The 21,483-nt window shown below is 40.2% G+C and carries 16 protein-coding genes and 1 pseudogene; 10 read left to right on the forward strand and 7 right to left on the reverse strand.

Annotated elements, in window-relative coordinates; translation table 11 throughout:
* The gene (locus MWU56_RS09465) at positions 1-753 is read left to right on the forward strand and encodes a LytR/AlgR family response regulator transcription factor (protein ID WP_247043976.1); all 753 of its coding nucleotides are present in this window, start codon (positions 1-3) and stop codon (positions 751-753) included.
* Between the two features lie 3 nt (positions 754-756).
* Here the strand turns inward: MWU56_RS09465 and MWU56_RS09470 are convergent, their stop codons facing one another.
* The 4 genes from MWU56_RS09470 to MWU56_RS09485 all read right to left on the reverse strand — a co-directional run bounded on the left by MWU56_RS09470 (position 757) and on the right by MWU56_RS09485 (position 7,005).
* Positions 757-1,338 (reverse strand): bifunctional precorrin-2 dehydrogenase/sirohydrochlorin ferrochelatase, encoded by a 582-nt coding sequence (locus MWU56_RS09470; protein ID WP_247043977.1) that lies wholly within the window; start codon positions 1,336-1,338, stop codon positions 757-759.
* A 103-nt stretch (positions 1,339-1,441) separates the two neighbouring features.
* Positions 1,442-2,383, reverse strand: a complete 942-nt coding sequence (locus MWU56_RS09475) for a type IX secretion system membrane protein PorP/SprF (RefSeq protein WP_247043979.1) — start codon at positions 2,381-2,383, stop codon at positions 1,442-1,444.
* A gap of 2 nt (positions 2,384-2,385) precedes the next feature.
* Positions 2,386-6,531, reverse strand: coding sequence for a gliding motility-associated C-terminal domain-containing protein (locus MWU56_RS09480; RefSeq protein WP_247043980.1), 4,146 nt, complete (start codon positions 6,529-6,531; stop codon positions 2,386-2,388).
* Positions 6,532-6,777: 246 nt separating this feature from the next.
* Complete coding sequence (locus tag MWU56_RS09485; protein WP_247043981.1) at positions 6,778-7,005, reverse strand: hypothetical protein; 228 nt, start codon at positions 7,003-7,005, stop codon at positions 6,778-6,780.
* A 136-nt stretch (positions 7,006-7,141) separates the two neighbouring features.
* Here MWU56_RS09485 and MWU56_RS09490 point away from each other — a divergent pair, with 136 nt between their 5' ends.
* From MWU56_RS09490 to MWU56_RS09505, 4 genes are all read left to right on the forward strand, one after another.
* Entirely contained in the window at positions 7,142-7,447 is a 306-nt protein-coding gene (locus tag MWU56_RS09490) for a hypothetical protein (RefSeq protein WP_247043982.1), read from the forward strand.
* A gap of 167 nt (positions 7,448-7,614) precedes the next feature.
* Positions 7,615-10,032, forward strand: coding sequence for a TonB-dependent receptor (locus tag MWU56_RS09495; RefSeq protein ID WP_247043983.1), 2,418 nt, complete (start codon positions 7,615-7,617; stop codon positions 10,030-10,032).
* 39 nt (positions 10,033-10,071) lie between these two features.
* The gene (locus MWU56_RS09500) at positions 10,072-10,854 is read left to right on the forward strand and encodes a DUF4625 domain-containing protein (RefSeq protein WP_247043984.1); all 783 of its coding nucleotides are present in this window, start codon (positions 10,072-10,074) and stop codon (positions 10,852-10,854) included.
* Between the two features lie 59 nt (positions 10,855-10,913).
* Positions 10,914-11,390, forward strand: coding sequence for a DUF4625 domain-containing protein (locus MWU56_RS09505; RefSeq protein WP_247043985.1), 477 nt, complete (start codon positions 10,914-10,916; stop codon positions 11,388-11,390).
* 78 nt (positions 11,391-11,468) lie between these two features.
* Here the strand turns inward: MWU56_RS09505 and MWU56_RS09510 are convergent, their stop codons facing one another.
* Positions 11,469-13,259, reverse strand: coding sequence for a ribonucleoside-diphosphate reductase subunit alpha (locus MWU56_RS09510; protein ID WP_247043987.1), 1,791 nt, complete (start codon positions 13,257-13,259; stop codon positions 11,469-11,471).
* A gap of 3 nt (positions 13,260-13,262) precedes the next feature.
* Positions 13,263-14,537, reverse strand: a complete 1,275-nt coding sequence (locus MWU56_RS09515) for a ribonucleotide-diphosphate reductase subunit beta (protein WP_247043989.1) — start codon at positions 14,535-14,537, stop codon at positions 13,263-13,265.
* A gap of 404 nt (positions 14,538-14,941) precedes the next feature.
* Between MWU56_RS09515 and MWU56_RS09520 the strand changes: the two are divergent.
* The 5 genes and pseudogenes from MWU56_RS09520 (at position 14,942) to MWU56_RS09540 (ending at position 19,160) form a co-directional block, all read left to right on the forward strand.
* A pseudogene (locus MWU56_RS09520) lies at positions 14,942-15,605 on the forward strand (TolC family protein).
* Positions 15,606-15,779: 174 nt separating this feature from the next.
* A complete protein-coding gene (locus tag MWU56_RS09525) occupies positions 15,780-16,097 on the forward strand; it encodes a hypothetical protein (RefSeq protein WP_247043991.1) in 318 nt (105 codons plus the stop codon).
* Positions 16,098-16,274: 177 nt separating this feature from the next.
* Positions 16,275-17,078 carry an MbnP family protein gene (locus MWU56_RS09530; protein ID WP_247043992.1) on the forward strand — a complete coding sequence of 268 codons (804 nt, stop codon included), beginning with the start codon at positions 16,275-16,277 and terminating at the stop codon, positions 17,076-17,078.
* Positions 17,079-17,135: 57 nt separating this feature from the next.
* Positions 17,136-18,179, forward strand: a complete 1,044-nt coding sequence (locus MWU56_RS09535; RefSeq protein WP_247043994.1) for a cytochrome-c peroxidase — start codon at positions 17,136-17,138, stop codon at positions 18,177-18,179.
* Positions 18,180-18,182: 3 nt separating this feature from the next.
* On the forward strand, positions 18,183-19,160 hold the full coding sequence (locus tag MWU56_RS09540) for a transporter (protein ID WP_247043996.1): 978 nt from the start codon (positions 18,183-18,185) through the stop codon (positions 19,158-19,160).
* 101 nt (positions 19,161-19,261) lie between these two features.
* Here the strand turns inward: MWU56_RS09540 and MWU56_RS09545 are convergent, their stop codons facing one another.
* Complete coding sequence (locus tag MWU56_RS09545; RefSeq protein ID WP_247043998.1) at positions 19,262-21,439, reverse strand: TonB-dependent receptor; 2,178 nt, start codon at positions 21,437-21,439, stop codon at positions 19,262-19,264.
* Positions 21,440-21,483: the final 44 nt, after the last annotated feature.

Here is a 21,483-nt window from a genome sequence, read left to right on the forward strand (position 1 = left end):
ATGATTTTAAAAGCAGTTATTATCGAAGATGAAAAACATAGCAGGGAAACCTTAAAATCTATGTTGGAAGAATTTTGTAAAGATGTCCAGGTCATAGCAATGGCGGACTCCGTTGAAGAAGCAATAAAGGTTTTGTCCGTTTATAGTCCGGATATCGTTTTCTTGGATATTGAACTTCAATCTGGAGTTGGATTTGATGTTTTGGATAAAATAAAAGACCCAAACTTTGAAGTAATTTTCACAACGGCTTTTGAAAAATATGCGATAAAGGCCATAAAATTCAGTTCTCTTGACTACCTCCTTAAACCAATTGATTTGGATGAACTTCAACAATCGGTAGAAAAAGCCAGAACACGAATGGACACTAATGTTTACAGAGAACAATTGGACACTTTAATGCAAAGCATTTCAAGAGGAAATGTCAGACCCGAAAAAATTTGTTTGGCCACTACTGCCGGCATGGAATTTATCGCAATTGATGACATTATAGCTTGTAAAGCAGATGGTTCTTACACTGGTTTTATTCTGGAAGACAATAACACTCTATTGGTGAGCAAACACTTAAAAGAGTACGAAAACCTGTTGTCAGAACATCAATTTATGCGTGTTCACAATAGCTATGTCATCAATTTAAAAAAAGTGAAAAAATATATCAAGTCGGATGGGGGCTATGTGATAATGAATAATGATTTACAAGTAAACATTTCACCAAGAAAAAAAGATGATCTGATAGAAGCAATGAAGCGTTTATAATATTCAATCTTTCTTGTTCACCAACCCTTTTGTGAATTCGTTCAAAGCATCTACCTTTTGTTCAAAATCACCTTTCAAGGTTTTGCGGTATTTGTTTAGGTTGTTTACAAGGTCGTCTATGTTTTCGGGAAGAACGTCCTCAAAAAATTGACGTAAACGTTTTGCAGTAGTGGGGGATTTACCATTTGTGGATATAGCAACTTTTACATTGCCCTTGGTCACGATGCCGCCCATATAAAAATCACAGAACGGTGGATTGTCCGCCACATTAACCAATATACTCCGTTCTCGACAATCATGATACACCTGCTCGTTCACTTCAGGATTGTCAGTACAGGCCACTACTAAGTGTTTTCCTTTCAAAAACTTTTCGGCATAAACATCTTTCGTTATTTCTACATTGTGTTTTTCGCCCAGTTCCAAGGTGTCTGACAAAAACTCCGGAGCCACCATTTGTACTTGGGCATTAGGGCTCGACTTTAACAAAAATGTCAATTTTTCCAAACCTACATTGCCTCCACCAACGATGAGCACGTTCAAATTCGATACCTTTAAAAAGATGGGGTACAGTTCATTCCTCTCCATAGTAGATCAATTTTACTGGCCATACATTTGTTTGCCATGCTAAAGATAACCACTATTTCTGGCCGCAGAATTTTTCTTTAACCGAAGAGGCTCCTTTCAACCTTTAAAATGTGGGTGCTTCTTTCTGTTTTGTAGATGATTTGAACTCGTACCGAACAAACAGCTCATGTGAGCCACCCGTATAGCCTGCCAAGTTGGATGTAGTAAGATCATAAGCGTAGCCTGCACTAAAATTCGGATTGATCTGCATTCCCAACAAGGTAGAGAAAGAATCATCCCAGCGGTAAGCCAGCCCAAAAGTGAAGGTTTCCTTGAGCATTGCATTTACCGAAACATCGGCAATCATTGGGGCACCTGGCACCCATTTCACAAAGAAAGCGGGCTTTAACTTTACATCAGGAGTCAAATCCACCACCTTCCCACCTATAAAATAGTAATGTAACCGTTCTGCGGCTATTTCTTGTTCCTCGCCATCGTAATGCTTTTGCGAAAAGAAATTGGGTATGGCAAAACCAAGGTATCCCTTGCCAGAATCATAATACAATCCTGCTCCAAGGGTTGGAAAAAACTTGCTTTTAATATTGTTTTGAAAGGCCACATCTGCATCTTCGGTAAGTCCTTTGGAAAAATCCACATCAAAAATGCGACCGCCCAATTTCATCCCGAAGGAAAGTTTGTTATTGGCACTGTCCAATTGAATCGTGTAGGAGACATTTCCGTCCACTGCTATTTCGGAAGAAGGTCCCAAGGCATCCCGGGAAATAATCCCTCCTACCCCAAGATTATTCTCCAAAGGTGAATCCACCGCCAATACTTGAGTATTTGGAGCTCCATTAACCCCAACCCATTGGGAACGATGCAACAATAAAGCCGTCAAATGCCCATTATTTCCCGCATAGGCCGGGTTTACACTCATGGTATTGTACATGTATTGGGTGAATTGAGGGTCTTGCTGTGCATACATAGAAACCGAGCACAGGACCAACAGCAACAAATAAATTTGCCTATATCCCTTTGTTATATGTTTTGTAAAAACAATCCCCATATTTATCTGTTTATATACAACCAATCTGTTCGTGGTTCGGACCCATCACCCAAATCCAATACGTAATAATAAGTGCCCACTGGCAATTGGTCCTCTGGCTGAACTATGGCGCGCCCATTAGGTGTACCATCCCAATCATTTTTATACGATCTTGTTTGAAAAACAATATTTCCCCATCGGTTATACACTTGGAGGGAATTGTTCGGATACCTCGAAATACAATCAATCTTAAAATAGTCGTTGACACCGTCCCCGTTCGGTGAAAATTCGTTGTAGACCACCAAGCAACTTGGATCCACAAAAGCTTCGGCCAAATTATTGGTCTCATCAACGTCCCATTGGTCCACGTAGGCCAAACTGACCCTGTTCACGTAGTCCTCAATATCCAAAACCTTTACGGTGAGCAACAATGTTGCAGTTTCGGAAACGGATAAGGATTCCACCTCCCAAAAAAACGCTTCTGGGTCAAATGTACCTACGGTTGTTTCCGAACTAATCAATTGATAGCCCAACGGCAATTCTTCCTGTATACCAATATGAGTCGCATTGTCCACACCTTGATTGGTAACAGTTATCTCAAAAACAACCTCATCCCCAATGTTCGGCATAGCGTTGTCCACACTTTTTGTGATCGCGATATCAGTAATTTGAGGCACCACAAAAGCCATTGCCTCATCGTCATCCACCATACCATCGGTAAAATCATCTTCTTCAAGTCCCATTGATGGGTCACTATCAGGATCGGGATACAAACTTGCCGAAATAAACGCTTCGTTCAAATATTCATCTTGTGTTCCTGTTGGTGGATTGACCATGGCCAAAATTTCCAAACTTTCGGAATCCTGGTCCAAAATAGTTCTGTTCACACTCCATATTCCTGTTGATACATCGTAGACCCCAGCAGTTGACGTATGTGATTGATAAGTATAACCCGATGATAAAACATCGGTGACCTCAACATTTTTGGCATCGGATGGCCCATTATTGGTCACGTTTATCACAAACCGAACCACATCCCCAACATTGGGATGGCCATTGTCGACCGTTTTGGAAAGTGACAGATCATTTAGTCCACCGGGAACTGGAATTACTGTTGCTTGATCATCCTCGGAACCTAGGTTATTGTTTGGACTGGAATCTGGGTCATAGGTATCCAACGTAATTAGTTCTGCCGTGTTCTTGTATTCACCGCTTGAAAGCACAATCGCCCTGACATTCAAAGTTTCGGTTGAACCATCGGCAATAGCAGACAAATCCCATGAACCTGCAATTTCATCATAGATTCCAGATGATGTAGTAGCCGAGACAAATTGGTAGCCGTTCTGCAATTTATCCTCGATAACCAATCCCGTAGCATCATTGGGACCATCATTGGTTACTTGAACCGTAAAAACAACTTCATCCCCTACCTCTGGATTTAAATCGTTGACTGTTTTGGTTGCTGAAATATCAGTTACTTGTCTTGGGGTGATCGATTGTTCGTCTTGATCATCTTCTGATAGTATATTATTGTTTGGCGTGGAATCGACATCAAAAAAAGTAGCACCTAATACTTCTGAAGTGGTTGTGTAATTCCCCGTAGGGTTCACCTCTGCCAATATGTTCAACTCTATCTGTGATTCCAAAGCGATATTGCCCACGTTCCAGAACCCATTAGATGGATTGAACAGTCCACTTGAATCATCCGAAACATAGGAAAAGCCATCAGGCAATATAGTTTCAATTCCAACACCGATCGCATCACTTGGCCCTTCGTTGGTCAACGTAATGGTAAAGGTGACCTGCGTACCAACGTCTGGAAACTCATTGTCAACATTCACCTGCAAATTCAAATCTGCGGATGGAACAGGAGTTGTTCCTGCGCTATCTTGGTCATTTTCAAAAACATTGTTGTTGTTTGGGATTGAATTGGGATCGTATTGATCGGAAACAAATACTTCGGTAACATTAAAATAATCCCCGGTATTGTTTACCATAGCCACAATGGACAAAGTTTCTGTACTACTATCAACTAAATCACCATTGAGCACCCACATTCCTGTGGTTTCATTATAAATTCCCGCTGTGGCTCCATGGGAAACATAGGTATATCCATCAGGTAACAGGTCCATTACTTCTACCCCTGATGCATCACTCGGCCCCAGATTGGTAATATTTATGGTAAAAATCACTTCTTCGCCCACATAAGGACTAAGTATATTCACAGATTTGCGCAATAGAAGGTCTGCAACCGGAATCACAATAGGTTCAACGGTCTGTTGATCGTCTTCTAATTCGTTGTTGTTGTTTGGACTGGAATCCACATCGGTTTCAGCAACATTGGTCAGCTCTGCTGTATTTATGTAATTCCCTGTTGAGAGCACTTCTACTGTAACCTCCAAGGTTTCGGAATCACCACTGGCAAGGTTGCCCACAACCCACGACCCATTTGTTGCATTATAGGTTCCTACTGAGGGTATAGCATTGCTAAGTTGATACCCTGATGCCAAAACATCGGTAACCACCACATTGGTAGCATCACTTGGGCCATCATTTTGAACTGTAATTGTAAAAACTATTTCCTCTCCCACTTCGGAAATCAGCTCATCAACGGTTTTGGTCACTGCAATATCCACCAAAGGTTCCGGGATAATGGAAACACTATCTTGATCATCTTCACTGATTATATCGTTGTTTGGGGTCGAATCAATATCCGTTTGATCATGGCCAGTGATCTCTGCTGTGTTATTGTAATCTCCGGAAGCGTTTACGGTGGCAACTATGCTAAGACTAGTGGAACTTCCACTTGCCAACGGCCCCAAGTTCCAAATTCCGGTGAGTTCATTATAGGCCGTTCCACCGTTGTCCGACACGTAAGTATAGCCCGAAGACAACAGGTCCGTTACTTCCACAGAAGTGGCTTCGCTTGGACCATCGTTAGTAACAGTAAGCGTAAAACTGACATTATCGTTCACCAATGGGGATGTTTTATCAACTGTTTTTGTAAGAGATAGGTCGATAAGTGGCTCCGGGGCCACGATAACATCACCTTGATCATCTTCTGAAGAAACGCCATTAGCTGGAGTTGAATCAATATCGTATGCATCCGAGGCTATTATCTGAGAAGTATTGGTGTGATTACCAGTTTCATTTACCAAAACATCAATGGTAAGTGTCTCCGTATCACCATTCACCAAGGTTCCCACCTTCCAAAAGCCGTTTGTAGGATTGTATGTGCCGGTTGTTGCGGCGTATGAAACAAAATTGAACCCAGACAACAACTGGTCAACGACCCTAACATTGGTGGCATCGTGGGGACCATCGTTGGTAATGGACACCTCAAAACTTATCTGTTCACCTACGTAAGGGGACAAATCGCCTCCAACAACCGTTTTGACCAACGATAGGTCGGCCTGTAACGGAGCAGCGGTAAGGTTGTCCTCATCATCTTCACTTTGGTCTCCGTCATCATTGTTGGGCGTACTGTCAACATCCAATTGATCTGTAAAAACTACCTCGGTAATATGGGTGAATTCACCAATGGTACCGGTTGGGGTGGAAACTATCGCATCAAAACTCAATGAAGCCGTATTTGACCCCACAGGAACATTGATTCCGGTCCAAGTTATCTTATCTGTAATAAAGCTAAAAGTACCTCCATTGTCAATTGCAGTAATACCTGTAAAACCAGAGGGAACCAAATTTTCAATGGCCACCCCTGTGGCATCCACATCACCTAAATTGCTAAGGTTGATGGTAAAAGTGACAACATCACCAATATTTGGCAATGAATTACTGGCCACCAATTCCAATTCCAGGTCAACACCTTCAATGGTAATTCCGGTAGTATCCGAAGCTGTATCGCATGTGCTATCCGAAACCGACCATTCAAAAATATAAGTTCCGAGTTCAATGTTGAATATTTGGGTATTGGGATTGTTCGTATCATCAAAAGTCACCAATGTTGGGCCTGATAGTTGCACCCAAGTTCCAATTCCAACTGGCGGAGTATCTGCGTTTAAAAATACTGAGTCGGTCTGGTCAAAAGATTGATCTAAGCCTGCATTGACCACGCAGGATTGTGAGTGCAACAATCCAAATGAAGTGAACACAAAAAAAACTACCAATAAAAAACTCCTTGAAACTAGGGAGGATTGGGGTTTGTTCATAGTTTAGTTGATGAGGTTCCTCTTACGTGGTAAGACGTAACCAAACTTATTAAGAACGGGATAAAAATTGGAAGTTATGTTGTAGGGCAAGTTGGTTTTGTTGTGAAACCACAGAAAATAGATGAAAGAAAAATCTTATAATAATAGCTATTTCAGATTTAAAAACTCCATTATTTTTAAAACAGTCCACAAAAAAGGCCGGTATGTAAAACTACCGGCCAATATTATATTTTAATCCTCTAGCCTTTATTGGGCATCATCCTCCCAATAATTGCCCCGCTCTGGACGGGCATTTTTAGCAAGTGGTCCAGTGAGTTTTTTACGAGTTCTATACACTATTGGTGTGGTTTCATATTCACCCTCCCAAACTTTCTTGTTTTTGGCCATGGGACCAGTCTCAATATTTTGTTGGCCATGTACAAAACCAAATCCAAGAAACATCATTATAATTACAGAATAAGCATTTTTAACCATATATTTTTGTTTTTCTTTCGATACAATGTCGATATTATAAGAATATCATAAAAATACTCCGTTATAATTCTTTGTTAAATCATCCAGGTATTTTTTAACTTTGATTAACATATCTTTTTAATAAGTTTGCATCTTAATGAAACAAATTCGTCACAAAAGGAGCCTTTCTTGCTTGTTTCTTGTCTTTTTCTTGGCAACGAAGCTTATTGGCTTGCATTCGCTTACCCATACTGACGACAACGATTACCGTGATCATTGTGAAATATGTCACAATATTGCATCTGAAAGCCATACGCCAGGAATTACCAATGATTCCATAGAGCCAATAATAGAAAACAACACAATTGCCTTACAAAAGGAATTTGGCGCTGAATATAATTTTCAGGCATCCGGAACACTTTCCGTTAGTCACCTCTTTTGTCGGCCACCCCCTGTAGTATAATTTATCCCTTTCATTATTTCGGTATTTAATTTTACCCTTTCGGGCAATGGTTTTTGTTCAAAGCTCTAACATTCATTTTAATGAATTATGAGCATCAATATTGACATCTAACCAGGATACTTATCTAATTTTTCTACCGCAATCGAATGAATAAGGCCTAACCGTAAGTGCTTCTTACCAAAGAAGCGAATAAAGAATTTTCCAGTTTTTACAATATGATCAAAAAAATGTTAGCTGCTTTGCTGCTCACCGGTTTGTGTACAATAACATCTGCCCAAGAATCTTATACGGTTAAAGGTTTAATCGTTGATATATCCACGGAAAACCCAATTATAGGGGCCAATATTGTTGGCAACAATATACATGCGATTTCTTCTCTAAATGGTGAGTTCGTGCTAACAAATGTGCCCAAAGGAACACACTCTCTTGAAATTTCACACATTGGTTATATGAAGGAAAAATTTACCATAGCGGTTAATCAAAACATTGACAATGTAACCATCAGATTAAAAGAAGCAGTTACCAATTTGGAAGAAGTTGAACTGTTGGGAAAGAGCGAAAAAAGGAAAGCCCAAGAGCTTTCCACGATTTCGATAGGGGTATCCAAAGAGTTTTTAGAAAACAACCGTGAGAACAGCCTCATGCAAACTTTACGGAAAATACCTGGGGTAAGCACTATATCCATTGGGTCTGGGCAATCCAAACCAGTAATTAGGGGACTGGGATTTAATAGAGTTAGTGTAGTGCAAAACGGCATTAAGCATGAAGCTCAACAATGGGGGAATGATCATGGACTGGAAATAGACCAATATGGAATAGATAACATTCAAATTATAAAAGGACCCGCTTCTTTATTATATGGTTCAGATGCTATTGCTGGTGTTGTAGACATTCAGCCCCCAAAAGTACCAATGCCCAACTCATTTGATGGCGAAGTGAACCTGTTGGGCGAGACCAATAACAATCTTCTGGGAATCTCCACTGGAATCCAAGGAAGAAAAGAAAGTTGGTTCTACCGAGGACGAATTACCTACCGTGATTATGGTGATTATAAAGTACCTACTGATAAAATTTATTACGAGGGTTACATTTTTGACCTCCATGAAAACCACCTTAGGAATACCGCGGGCATGGAAGCCGATGCCAGTTTCAGTCTGGGCTATGTTTCCGATCATATTAAATCAGAGACATTTTTTAGTAATGTAAATGCAAAAAACGGCTTTTTTGCCAACGCCCATGGCTTGGAGGTAAGGTCATCTTCGATTGATTATGACAGCTCTGACCGGGATGTAGACCTTCCTTATCATAACGTAAATCACTTTAAGATTACCAATAATACTACAATTTACAAAGGGTTACACACCATACAATTGGATTTAGGATTCCAAAACAACCAAAGAGAAGAACATTCAGAGCCTGTTCCCCATGGCTACATGCCAACACCTCCTGATAGCAAGGAAAGAGTGTTTACCAAAAACACCTATTCCCTTAATCTAAAGGACACCTATAAGCCTAATGGAAAACACGACATCGTCCTCGGGGTGAACACTGAATATCAGAATAACAATATTGGCGGTTGGGGCTTTTTGATTCCAGCATACGAGCGATTTGTTGCCGGCATCTTCGCCTTTGACCATTATAAGATTAATGAAAATTTACATTTACAAGGGGGCCTTAGGTACGATGTAGGGTTAATGAAGACCATGGCTTACACCGATTGGTTCCCGTCCACTGTAAGCAATGATGATGGGACCACCTCATCCGTATATTTACAACGGGCACAAAAGAGAAATCTGGATTTTGGAAACCTGAGCGCTTCCATAGGATTGAGCTACCTTAAAAAGAATACCACGTACAAAATCAATCTTGGTAAAAGCTTCAGGATGCCGTTAGCAAACGAACTTGCATCGGATGGTGTCAATTATCACATGTATCGTTATGAACGTGGCAATATTGATTTAGATCCAGAACAATCCTATCAACTAGATTTCGATATCGATCATTCTACCGACCTCTTTGATTTTGGGGTAAGTCCTTTTTTCAACTATTTTGAAAATTACATCTATCTCAACCCCACATCAAACTATTATGAAACTTTGCAGATATACGAATACACACAAAACGAGGTCTTACGTTTTGGTGGAGAGGCGCGCATAGGTTCCAATGTAACAGATGCTTTGCGTTTGGATGCTTCTGTGGAATATGTGTATTCCAGACAAATGAGCGGCCCCAAAAAGGATTTCACTCTACCTTTTACTCCTCCTCTATCCACCTTGCTTTCGGCAAACTATCAGTTCCAGGATGTATACTTCTTACGTGCACCTAAGATTAGAGTGGATTATCGGGTAACGGCGGCTCAAAATGAAATTGTACCACCAGAAGAAAAAACAGAAGGCTATCAAGTATTCAACCTGTCCGCTATGGCCGATATAAAATTGTTCAACAATAAAAATCCATCGCAATTACGCATAAAACTTAATAATGTATTCAATACCGAATTCTACGATCATACCAGTTTTTACCGGCTCATCGAAGTTCCTGAACCTGGCAGGAACCTATCCATTTCGATGACCATTCCATTTTAAATGAATCAAATGAAGTCTAACACCAAAAACAGAAGTAAAATGAAATCATTTTTTAAACCATTAGCAATTATTGCATTTTTAGGAGTTGTTCTACAATCCTGTAGCAGCGACGACGACGAGGGTGCTGATGCCGTTGCCGCCCCAGTAATTTCCAATTTTGAATATGGAGAAGGTAGTGACCACTCCACAGATCAGGTAGCCTATAAAGGTTCTGACCTTCACCTTGAAGCAGAAATTACAGCAGAGGGAGTTGTTAGCAGTATCACCTTGGACATACACGCTCATGACTTAGAACTTGGTGAAGGGGAAGTAGAGTGGGATTTAGAACAAACCTTTACAGACGCCTCTTTGCTCGTTATCAACCCAACATTCCATGAGCATATCGATATTCCATCCGATATCCCTGCAGGAGAATATCATATCACTTTGACTGTAACGGATGAACTGGGAAACAGCACTGAGATCGAAGGTCATATAGATATTTTAGACCCCATAACAACCAGTGGTTTTGAAATGGATGAAACCGTGGTCAGAGGAAGTGATTTTCATGTGGAATTTTTAATTGATGCAGTCAATGGAATCCATGAAATTACTGTGGATGTTCATGCCCATGGTCTAGAATTAGCTGAAGGTGAAGTGGAATGGGATTCAGAGACCGTTTATTCCGAAGGATTCCACGGGCTGACCGAAGCAGAGTTCCATAAACATATAGATGTTCCAGATACTGCTCCAGCTGGAGAATACCACATTATTTTTACCATCGAGGATGAAGACGGGAATATCCATGAATTTGATGATCATATCGATGTAACAGTCTCCTAGTTTAAAAAACAGCCACAGCGTTTTTTAAACGCTGTGGCTACTTTTAAAATAAAAATTCAATGAAAATGAAAATTAAATATTCCTATTTCTGTCTTCTCTTTTTATTCCTAGTATCCTGTTCCAGTAGTGATGGCTCCGATATTGATGAAGAGAAGCCCAGTATTACTTTAAATTATACTGACGGATTTCCACAGGCTTGTGAAGTACTGGAAAGAGGTCAAACCTATATATTTAGGGCCTTAGCAACGGACAATGAAGCACTGACAGCATATAGCTTGGACATCCACCACAATTTTGACCATCACACCCATGACAATCAGGGAATCGAATGTGAATTGGAAGACCTTAAAAATGCAGTTAACCCAATGATCTATATGGAAAACTTTTCGATAACCGAAGGTGGTTCCTCATATGAAATCAGTATCAGCATCACCATTCCCGAAGATGCTGATGTCGGTGACTACCATTGTGCATACTCCGTAACGGATGAAACCGGATGGCAAGGTAGAACCTCCGTGGACATTAAAATAATCTAAAATCTTTTCTAGTTAGTTGCAAAAAAAAGGAGGTGTCGATAATTCGAACCTCCTTTTTTAATTGATTAAATCTGATTTTTACGCTTCGCAGCTAGCACAATCTTTCTTTTGTTTGAATTTTTGAGCAGCGTTCATACTGTGTTGATAATACAACGATTTCAACCCCAGTTTCCAAGCAGTTACATGAATCTTGTTCACATCTTTTGTTGGCATATCGGGATGAACAATAATATTCACCGATTGTCCTTGATCTATATGGTTCTGCCTATTCGCAGCTTGGTACACAATATCCAACTGATCTAATTCCGAATACGTTTTAAATATCGCTTTCTCTTCTTCAGTTAAAAACTCCAGGTGTTGAACGGAACCATCCATGTCGCGGATACTTTTCCAAACTTCTGATGTGTTCTGTCCTTTTTCATCAAGTAAATCCATCAAGAACGGGTTTTTGATGGTCACCTTGATTTTTGCGATATCTTTTACATAGCAATTGGACCAAATTGGCTCGATACCTTGTGATACCTGCCCCAAGATAAAAGCAGATGAAGTGGTCGGTGCAATAGCGTTCAATGTCGCATTTCGTCTTCCGTACCCCTTCAAAACCTCTGGTTCACCAAAACGCTCAGCCAATTGCTCAGACGCTTTGTACGAACGCTCCTTGATTTCTTTGAATATCTCACTGTTCAAATTGTAAGCTTCCTGGCTGTTGAATGCCAACCCTTTAGATTGCAACAAAGAATGCCAACCCAATGCTCCCAAGCCCAATGAACGGTTTTGCTTGGCAAAATTATATGCTCTTTCCATAAATAGGAAGGTTTGTCGGTCTTCCCTATCGGAAGAATCTCTATATACTTCCAGTTTTTCTATAAACTCGGTGATAACGGCATCCAAGAAATGTACCATGGTTTCCACGGCATCTGTTTTTTTCCATTTATCATAATGCATCAAATTGATACTGGAAAGCACACAAACAAAAGACCAGTCATCATTGGATGGCAACATAATCTCCGTACACAAGTTACTGGCATGAATTCGGTGATTCTTATCTTTATAAACATCCGCAGCACCATCATTGGCATTATCGGAGAAAAACACATAAGGGTAGCCCATTTCACCCCTACGTTGCAATACTTTTGCCCAAACCGTCCTTTTTTCCACATCACCTTCGACCATTTCCTGCATCCATTGATTGGTTACGGTCACACCATGTGTCAATTGTTGGATAGGATTACCTTCGGTACCGATTTCCAAAAACTCCATGATATCCTTGTGATCGATTGGCAGATATGGAGAAAAACGACCACGACGCACCGAACCTTGACTTACCACATCGACCATGGATTCGAACAACTGCATAATATGAACTGCTCCGGAAGCTTGACCATTATTTTTAACAGGAGCACCTCTATGCCTTATTTTACCAAAGTATCCCGATGTTCCACCACCGAGTTTCGACATCATTCCGACCTCAGATTGGGTATATAGTATATTACCCATATCATCATCAATATGTGACCCAAAGCAACTTATGGGCAACCCACGTTTTTTTCCAAAATTGGACCACACCGGAGAAGCCAAAGAGAAAAACCCTTCGGACATATAACCATAAAACTTATCTGAATATCCTGGAATTTGAAGAATTTCCTCAGCTCTATCACCAATTTCTCGGATACGTTCCTCTGGGCTAACTCCTTCGGTAAGGTATCCAGAGGCCAAAAACTTTCGGCTATACTCGTTCAACCATTTGAATCCCTTGCCCTCTTCATTCTTGAGCTTAGATAAGGTATCCTTTCTTGCATTTACAAGTTCTTGTGTTTTGTCATCCTGCTTATGGTCGGTGACCTGGGTAGTTTGTGTTCTCTTCTCCATAATTTAAAAAAGGTCGTCGCTAGTTATACTTTGTGTTCTTTTACTATAGTTGATGGATCTCTTTACAAAAAAGTCACCATGTTTTGTCCCTATGATCTCGTCATCAAACCATTCTGTTTGCTCCAATAGTTTTTGATCGACATCGAATATTTTGGAAATCCCAATGCTTTCCAATGAGTTGTTAAATCTGTTCTTGATGAATTCATTGACCAAGTTCTTGGGCAAGAAGTCCAATTCTCCTTCTTCAAAGATCCAATCCACTATTTTACTTTCCGCTTCAAATGCCTTCTCGCATATATCTTGGATCATGGCCTTGTATGCATCATCGAACCATTCTGGATGTTCTTTTTTGATGATGTTGATCACATCGATACCAAAATCGCCATGTATCTGTTCTTCTTTTGAAGTAGCCTCCACCACGTTGGAAATTCCCTTAAGGACATTCTTATGTTTATTGAATGCCATAATAATCAAAAACTGGGAGAACAATGATACGTGCTCAATAAAAAGGGAAAAAAGCAAAATAGATTCTGCATACTCCTTATTATTCTCACTCTTTGCATTTTTAAGTGCAGTCTCCAAATACTGCACCCGTTTCATGATTACAGGTTTTTTCTTCAGGTTCTCAAACTCTTGATTCAGCCCCAAAATTTCCAAAAGATGTGAATAAGCATCATGATGGCGTACTTCACTTTCTGCAAAAGTTGCACCTACCGAACCTATTTCAGGTTTGGGCATACGATGATAAATATCACCCCAAAAGCTTTTAACCGCTACTTCTATCTGGGAAATAGCAAGCATTGTATTTTTTATGGCACTGCGTTCCACCTCGGACAATCCGGATTTAAAATCTTGGATATCGCTGGTAAAATTAAATTCAGTATGTATCCAATAGGAATGTCTTATTGCCGGAACATACTCATACAATTGCGGATACTCGTAAGGCTTCAAATTGATGCGCTTCTCAAAAATATCGGACTCACGCATTTGAGCCCTTTTATTTCTGTAAATAATATACGCTTTTGCTGCATCATGGAACTTACTGTCCATAAGTTCATTTTCTACTACATCTTGAACTTCTTCAACCGTGGGCAAATAATGTTCATCCAGGCTTTTTCGCTCTAGCAGTTCTCGGTTTACGTTGGCAGCGATGGTCTGCGCATCGGTTATCTGACCATGCTCTACAGCTGTCATAGCCTTCAAGACTGCATTGGTAATCTTGTGTAAATCAAATTCTTGCGTACTAAAGTCCCTCTTAGTTATGTGAGTAATCTGCATGAAGAAAACGGTTTGGAGTTGTAAAAAATAGCTTGAGTGTAAAATTCACATTTTCTTTACTTTGATTTTCAGTTAGCCCGATCAGGTTCTTAACACAATTATCAACATTTGCATTTTTGAATAACAAAAATCGATGGGAACAAACGTAGAATAAGGGTTTCGGAAAAAAGCCGCCCAGTGTAGCTTTTAAAATCATTTTTCAACGGGTTATTAACAAAATCTTATAAAGCGCTAAACAGCAACAGGTTTGATACACCTCTCCCCTCTTTACTGTAGCACTAAAAACATATCCAAAAAAATTCGTCGATTACTTTTCATGGTTTGTAGAATAATTTACCTCGAACATCTATTAGATCGGAATACAGAGAGTTTATGATAGAATTTTGGATATAAAATGTATCACAATGAAGATTCATATCATACTATCCTTTCTTTTCACCGGACTATTTCTCAAGGCACAAGAACCAGATTCCTTGATTGTCAAAAAAGTTTGGTCCCTAGAGGACTGTATAAACTATACATTGGAAAACAACATTACTATAAAACAAGTGGAATTGAGAATGAACAGTTCCGAAGTTAATCTCACCCAATCCAAATATGCCAAATTACCAAACTTGAGCAATAGTGCCTCACAGAATTTCTCATGGGGTTCATCTATTGATCCGATTACCAGTGATTTTGTATCAGAACAATTAAATTCCACCAACTTGCAATTAAGCACTTCTGTGACTTTGTACAATGGAAATCAAATGAACAATACCATAAAACAAACTATTAGTAGAACAGAATGAACTTTACGTGGAGGAAGCCAAAAACAATATCTCTTTGAGCATTTTGGAAGCATACCTCCAAATACTCTACAATAAAGAAAACATTGAAGTGGCAGAAAACAACTTGACGGCATCCGAAAAAGAAGTTGAACGTGCCAAGGCCAGATTGGATGCTGGCAACATAGCCATGATAGATTATACGGACGCACTATCGCAAGCAGCGACCAACAAAACCAATTTGATTTCCGACCAACATAAAGAAAAATTTCAAGCATACATCGAGAACAATTCCCTGTAACCACTAAAAAAGGAAACATGGAAATATGAAAAATATATCTTTCCAATGATATATTTGTATGTCCATTTATAAATGGGCATGTAAAAAATCTTCTTATATTTGGCTGCAAATATTTAATCTTCCTTGACAGTTAAAGGGTCATCCATATTTTTCGTCTTCCTATACCTGGTGGCAATGGTCAAGCCGGTATTGCCCGTATTCGAATATGTGGTGAACCAAGATTATATAGCAGAATACCTTTGCATCAACAAAGACAAGCCCATGCTCAATTGTAATGGAAAGTGCTATCTGGCCAAAATGTTGCAAGAAGAGCAAAATGAAAAGCAACAAAATCTACCTGCTATAGATCTAAAGGAATATCCAATAGGTTTTGTTGAAATCCTTCTCATAGATTTTCAAACAAAATTTCACAAAAAAAATGGTTTGCCCGACCTATCCGCCGGGGAGCCAAAACGATTCATCGACCCTATTTTTCACCCTCCCAACTGTTGATTCCAATTAACAAACTTGGCCACTTCCCAATTTATGTTGGGGAATACTTTTGTACGCCATAGTTTTTCAATTGCCCTTACATTAAAAGGCAAAACCTATTCATTAAATCATTTTTAACAAAGGGGGCTCTATATTCAACTTTTTGGGCTTCCCATAATATCATAATTGAAATCAACCATGAAATCATTTTATAAAATATCAGCATTTTTGTTCCTAGTTGTTTTTGCAGCCTCTTGTAGCAGCGACGATGACGGAACCATGGACCTAACCGGAACGGGAGAGGTCAAAATCGAATTTGACAACAGTATGGCTGGTGACGACCTTCTGTTATCCGCTTCAAGCTATACCAATTCACAGAACGAGACACTTACAGTCAGTCGTTTGAACTACATCGTAAGTAACTTTAGATTGACCGACGAAGATGGTAACGTTTTCACCTATCCTAAGGACGATAGTTATTTTATCACCAGTGAAGAAACTGGCAGCACGGAGATTGTTCTTACAAATATCCCTGCGGGAAGATATACTTCACTGACCTTCGGGATTGGGGTAGATCAAGAAAAATACCTTCAAGGTGCCGAAGGACAAGGTGTCTTTCTTTCAAAAGCAGAAGAAAGTGATATGATGTGGGCCTGGCAAGCAGGCTACAAGTTCCTGAATTATGAAGGTACTTTCACCTCGGCCACGGTCACCGATGCCACTAATTTTAAAATTCACGTGGGCAGCCATGGATCTAGCTTGGACAATTATAAAGAGACCTCTTTGGCTTTGGGAACCGAAGCCTTGGTCAGTGATGATATGTCACCCATAATACATCTGGTTGTGGATGCCAGTGCCATTCTTGATGGCACCAATAAGATGTCCTTAACCGAAAAGGCAGTCATTATGGTAGATGGGGAAAACTCACCCAAAATTGCTGAGAACATCTCCAATATGTTCTCTGTGGACCATGTTCACAATGGAGACGGCAGTTCCCACTAAATGAGTTTATGGGCTGTCCATTTAGGGCAGCCCTTAACCCTAAAACCAAGTAATGTTATGAAATATCTATTATGGGTTCCATTGTTTTTGGCATTGGGCTCTTGTAATGACGATACTGAATACATTGAGGTGGAACAAGATGAGAGGTTAGCCGTTACCGTTCCCTCAAACTTTCCTCCAATGGTATATGATATAGAAGAAAACCCTCCCTCCAAATTCGGCTTTGCTTTAGGGAAAAAATTGTTCTACGATGGGAAGTTATCCTCCAATGGTTTCATTTCTTGTGGCTTTTGTCACGAACAGCGCTATTCCTTTACGCACCATGGACACCAATTTAGCCATGGAATAGATGATCTGGAAGGGACCCGGAACGCACCTTCCATTGCCAATATGGCCTTTTTCTCTGAGTTTGCTTGGGACGGAGCTACCAGTCATCTGGACCTGTTCCCCATTATTCCCATTACCAATGAAGTGGAAATGGGAGAAACCATGATCGGTGTTCTTCAAAAATTACAGGCGGACAGTGATTACCAGAAAGCATTCGATGCTGCATTTGAGGAAGGTGGCGTAAATCACGAAAACTTTTTAAAAGCCATTGCACAGTTCATGGTGATGATGGTATCCTACAACTCCAAATATGACAAATATGTACGCAATGAAGATGGAGTTACATTGACCGAACAGGAACTCCAAGGTTTGTCCATTTTTAATGAAAAGTGCGCTAGTTGCCATACCACCGACCTATTTTCCGATGGAAGTTTCAGGAACAATGGTCTCCCGCCAAATCCAAACATCGATGATTTGGGCAGGGCCTTGGTAAGTGGGAGTACCGACGACAATTACAAGTTCAAGGTGCCCAGTTTAAGAAATGTTGTTCTTACCGCCCCTTATATGCACGATGGCAGGTTTGGAAGTTTGGAATCCGTGTTGAACTTCTATCAAAATGGCGTACAGGACTCCTCCACTTTGGATCCCCTGCTCAAAACTGAAGAAGGTCTGGGAATTTCTTTAAACGATACTGAAAAACTTGCCTTGATTGCCTTTTTGAACACCCTTACCGATGAGGAATTTATTAATGACGAACGATTCGCCGAATATTAACTTATGAAAAATTATATAACAGTTTCTTTTTTATTGATCTTGGGAATGCACGCTGGCGCAGCCAACGAAATACCCACAGGACCAAGTCCACAAACCACATCTACCACTTTGATGTACGATGATTTTTGCGATACTTGCGGTTGTAGCGGAAATGGAGGGAGTATGGGATTTGGAACCGGATTGAACAACAATTTTATCGGACTTAGATATATCACCCAGCGTTATCAATCCCGTGATGGAATTTTTGCCAATTCGCCATGGATCGATGAACACTTCAACACATTGCAATTGTGGACACAGGTTCCGCTTGGAGAACGGTTTATAGTCAATGCCGTACTCCCCTATCAGTTCCATTCCAGGGAATTTGCAGATAACACGGAACAGCACATTGACGGAATGGGTGACGCCACCATTCTAGGGTTCTATCAAATACTGAAACAAACCTCCGATAGCATCATTTCAATCAAACCACAACACACCTTGCAATTGGGAGGTGGAGTTAAAATGCCCACGGGCAAATTTGATGAAGCAAACCTTGAAGGCAGTGTTAACCCCAGTTTTCAATTGGGGACAGGCAGCTGGGATTATTTGTTGGCGGCCAATTATGGCATTACCCATCGAAATTGGGGCTTGTCAGTAATGGCCAATTACACCATAAAGTCCAAAAATGACAAAGAATATCATTTTGGAAATCAATTTAATTATGCCCTCAACACATACAAAACCTATTATTTTGGGACTAATTTCTCGTTAACCCCACAACTTGGTATTGGTGGTGAGTATTTTGACAAAAATGAAGAATATGGCTTAGAGGTAGCCGATACCGGGGGAAATGCTTTTTTTGGCAAATTGGGCACCGAGGTGAATTACAACCAATATGCGCTTGGTGTTTCTGCCATGCTACCAATTTCACAGGACCTGAACAATGGAAAAGTAGAAGTCAAAAGTAGGTTCTCCGTGTATCTTAATATCAATATTTGAAAAAAAAGCTGCCTAAAAATCGATCTACATCAACCTGAACTTATTTCAGAGACGCATTTCGGCACATTTTAGGCAGCTTTATTCCATTAAACTAGGTTTGGTTAAATTTTAATTTTTACACCGCCATTCACCACAAAGCCATCTACTGGCGCGTAAATATCTAAAAACTGTGGATCGTTCAAGCTTCCGGTATATATTTGATCAAACCGTGTTTGACGAGTATCCAAAAAGTTTTCAAAATTCAGGAAAATCGAAAAATTCTCACCAAATTTCTTTTCACTCATTAAGCCCATTATCCAATAGGATTGTCCTGTTCCTCCTGTGCTTAATTGTTGCGGGCTATAATAATAAGCTTCCAGGCCTACCCAAAATTTCTCTTCTTTTTCATACATCAACACATTGTTCAGTCGATGTTTTGCCACCAATGGAAAATCGGTAACAACCCCATCTTGATGTTGTTTTACATTGGCATGGGTATATCCCGTAAACAATTTAAAATCTCCATACTTCACCTTCAAGTTCACCTCGGCACCACGGGTATCCACATATCCATCTGGCTGGTAAAATGTATAATAACCTCCATTATCCAATTCCAATACCATGGGGTCATCTATTTTAGTATAGAAAAGTAAGGTGTTCAAAGACATGGTTACGCCCGGAAATGGTATCCATTTATAATTTATATCAAAATTACCTCCTATGGATCTTTCAAGATCAGTTTGATCTATATCTATGGGCAATACATTTCTAAATTGCACCCGTTCTGCATCTTCGGTGAAAACGGTGGGCGTTTTATACCCCATTCCACCTCCCAACCTAAATGTCAATGCTTGGCTAGGCTCATACAACACAGATAGCCGCGGCAATGCCATTGCACCGTAATCCGAATGAAAATCTGCGCGAAAACCAGTTTCCAAGGACAAGGTTTCATCAATGGGCCATACATTTTGGGCGAACAGTCCAAATATCTGGTAGGATTGATCAAGAGCTTCAGATTCAATTTCCCGAGTATCATTAAAGTATTCTGTCCAAAGATTTGCTCCAAATACCCACTCCATTTCATTGTCTGAATTCTTGGAATAGTTAAGTTCACTAAAAGACGATCGTTGATATCCTGAAAATGTAAAGTCGGGCACTGCAATAATCCTATCGTAAAAACTAAAACTGTTCTTTACCTCTATACGGTTTTGATCATTGAAGGAATGTTTGAACCCCAATTGAGTGGAGAATCTCTCGGTTTCGTTCGACTCAAAATAAGGATCGGTCACATTTTCGCCTTCAACATATTCCATATTGCCACCAAGACGATCCTCCCAGATGGCGTTTACACCCAACAACAATTCGGTCTGTTCATCCAAGTACCAATACAATTTTGGGTTCAAGGTAACCCTATCAAACTCTGGAATGGCAGTCAACCCAATATCGGCAGGGTCATAGGGTGTTCCTAAATTGTAGGAAGCGAATACCGTGGTCCCCACTTTATCAAATTTTTGTGAATAAAACCCACTCAAATCCAAACCAAGGGCTGATGTTGCATTTGCCATAAAGCTTAACTCAGGTGTGTCTTCCGGTGTTTTGGAGATAAGGTTGACCAAACCAGCTATAGCTCCTCCTCCGTAAAGGGTGGAGCTGGAGCCCTTTATTACCTCAACCTGTTTTAGGTCCAATGGGGCAATTTGCATTAAACTTAAGCCACTCGCAAATCCTGAGTACAAGGGGAACCCGTCCCTAAGCAATTGCGTGTACTTGCCATCTAATCCTTGAATCCGGATACTGGAATTATAACTGGTAGCGGAGGTCTGTTGTGTGCGTATTCCCGTGCTTTCATTCAAAAGCATCCGAATGTCACCAGGTTTCATATTTCCCTTTTCGGAGAGTTCCTCTCCAGCAATCACCTCCACCCGTGTCGGGATATCTTCTATGGTCCGTGTACTTCTAGTGGAAACCAAAGTAATCTCTTCCATTTCCTCGGTTTGTGGAACCATGGCAAAGGTTTGTCCTTGAGATTGTTGGCTCAATGGAAATGTAAAGGTTGTTTCTATTGGGGCATATCCCAAATAACTCAAAAGCAGTTTATAGGTACCGTTGGGGATGTTTTCCATATGAATATTACCATTTTCATCGGAAATAGCGCCCTTTTCCAAGGCTTCCAAAACAGCAGTAACCCCTATCAATGGTTCATCACTATGGGAGTCTTTCACTGTAATATCCAACGTGTTCTGTGCAAAAGATGATACCACCCCAAATAGGGACAGCAGTATTACTATTTTAATTTTCATGTATTAGGTTTTTTGAAACGATTGTGTTCTTGACCTAAAAGTAT

The sequence above is a fragment of the Allomuricauda sp. F6463D genome, assembly GCF_023015965.1.
Lineage (GTDB): Bacteria > Bacteroidota > Bacteroidia > Flavobacteriales > Flavobacteriaceae > Flagellimonas.

What these genes read in the sequence shown, in the direction of transcription:
- MWU56_RS09525 (WP_247043991.1), top strand. Translation starts at nt 15,780, where the DNA reads ATGGTCAAGCCGGTATTGCCCGTATTCGAATATGTGGTGAACCAAGAT.
- MWU56_RS09540 (WP_247043996.1), top strand. Translation starts at nt 18,183, where the DNA reads ATGAAAAATTATATAACAGTTTCTTTTTTATTGATCTTGGGAATGCAC.
- MWU56_RS09530 (WP_247043992.1), top strand. Translation starts at nt 16,275, where the DNA reads ATGAAATCATTTTATAAAATATCAGCATTTTTGTTCCTAGTTGTTTTT.
- MWU56_RS09485 (WP_247043981.1), bottom strand. Translation starts at nt 7,005, where the DNA reads ATGGTTAAAAATGCTTATTCTGTAATTATAATGATGTTTCTTGGATTT.
- MWU56_RS09545 (WP_247043998.1), bottom strand. Translation starts at nt 21,439, where the DNA reads ATGAAAATTAAAATAGTAATACTGCTGTCCCTATTTGGGGTGGTATCA.
- MWU56_RS09465 (WP_247043976.1), top strand. Translation starts at nt 1, where the DNA reads ATGATTTTAAAAGCAGTTATTATCGAAGATGAAAAACATAGCAGGGAA.
- MWU56_RS09515 (WP_247043989.1), bottom strand. Translation starts at nt 14,537, where the DNA reads ATGCAGATTACTCACATAACTAAGAGGGACTTTAGTACGCAAGAATTT.
- MWU56_RS09475 (WP_247043979.1), bottom strand. Translation starts at nt 2,383, where the DNA reads ATGGGGATTGTTTTTACAAAACATATAACAAAGGGATATAGGCAAATT.
- MWU56_RS09490 (WP_247043982.1), top strand. Translation starts at nt 7,142, where the DNA reads ATGAAACAAATTCGTCACAAAAGGAGCCTTTCTTGCTTGTTTCTTGTC.
- MWU56_RS09510 (WP_247043987.1), bottom strand. Translation starts at nt 13,259, where the DNA reads ATGGAGAAGAGAACACAAACTACCCAGGTCACCGACCATAAGCAGGAT.
- MWU56_RS09535 (WP_247043994.1), top strand. Translation starts at nt 17,136, where the DNA reads ATGAAATATCTATTATGGGTTCCATTGTTTTTGGCATTGGGCTCTTGT.
- MWU56_RS09500 (WP_247043984.1), top strand. Translation starts at nt 10,072, where the DNA reads ATGAAATCATTTTTTAAACCATTAGCAATTATTGCATTTTTAGGAGTT.
- MWU56_RS09480 (WP_247043980.1), bottom strand. Translation starts at nt 6,531, where the DNA reads ATGAACAAACCCCAATCCTCCCTAGTTTCAAGGAGTTTTTTATTGGTA.
- MWU56_RS09470 (WP_247043977.1), bottom strand. Translation starts at nt 1,338, where the DNA reads ATGGAGAGGAATGAACTGTACCCCATCTTTTTAAAGGTATCGAATTTG.
- MWU56_RS09505 (WP_247043985.1), top strand. Translation starts at nt 10,914, where the DNA reads ATGAAAATGAAAATTAAATATTCCTATTTCTGTCTTCTCTTTTTATTC.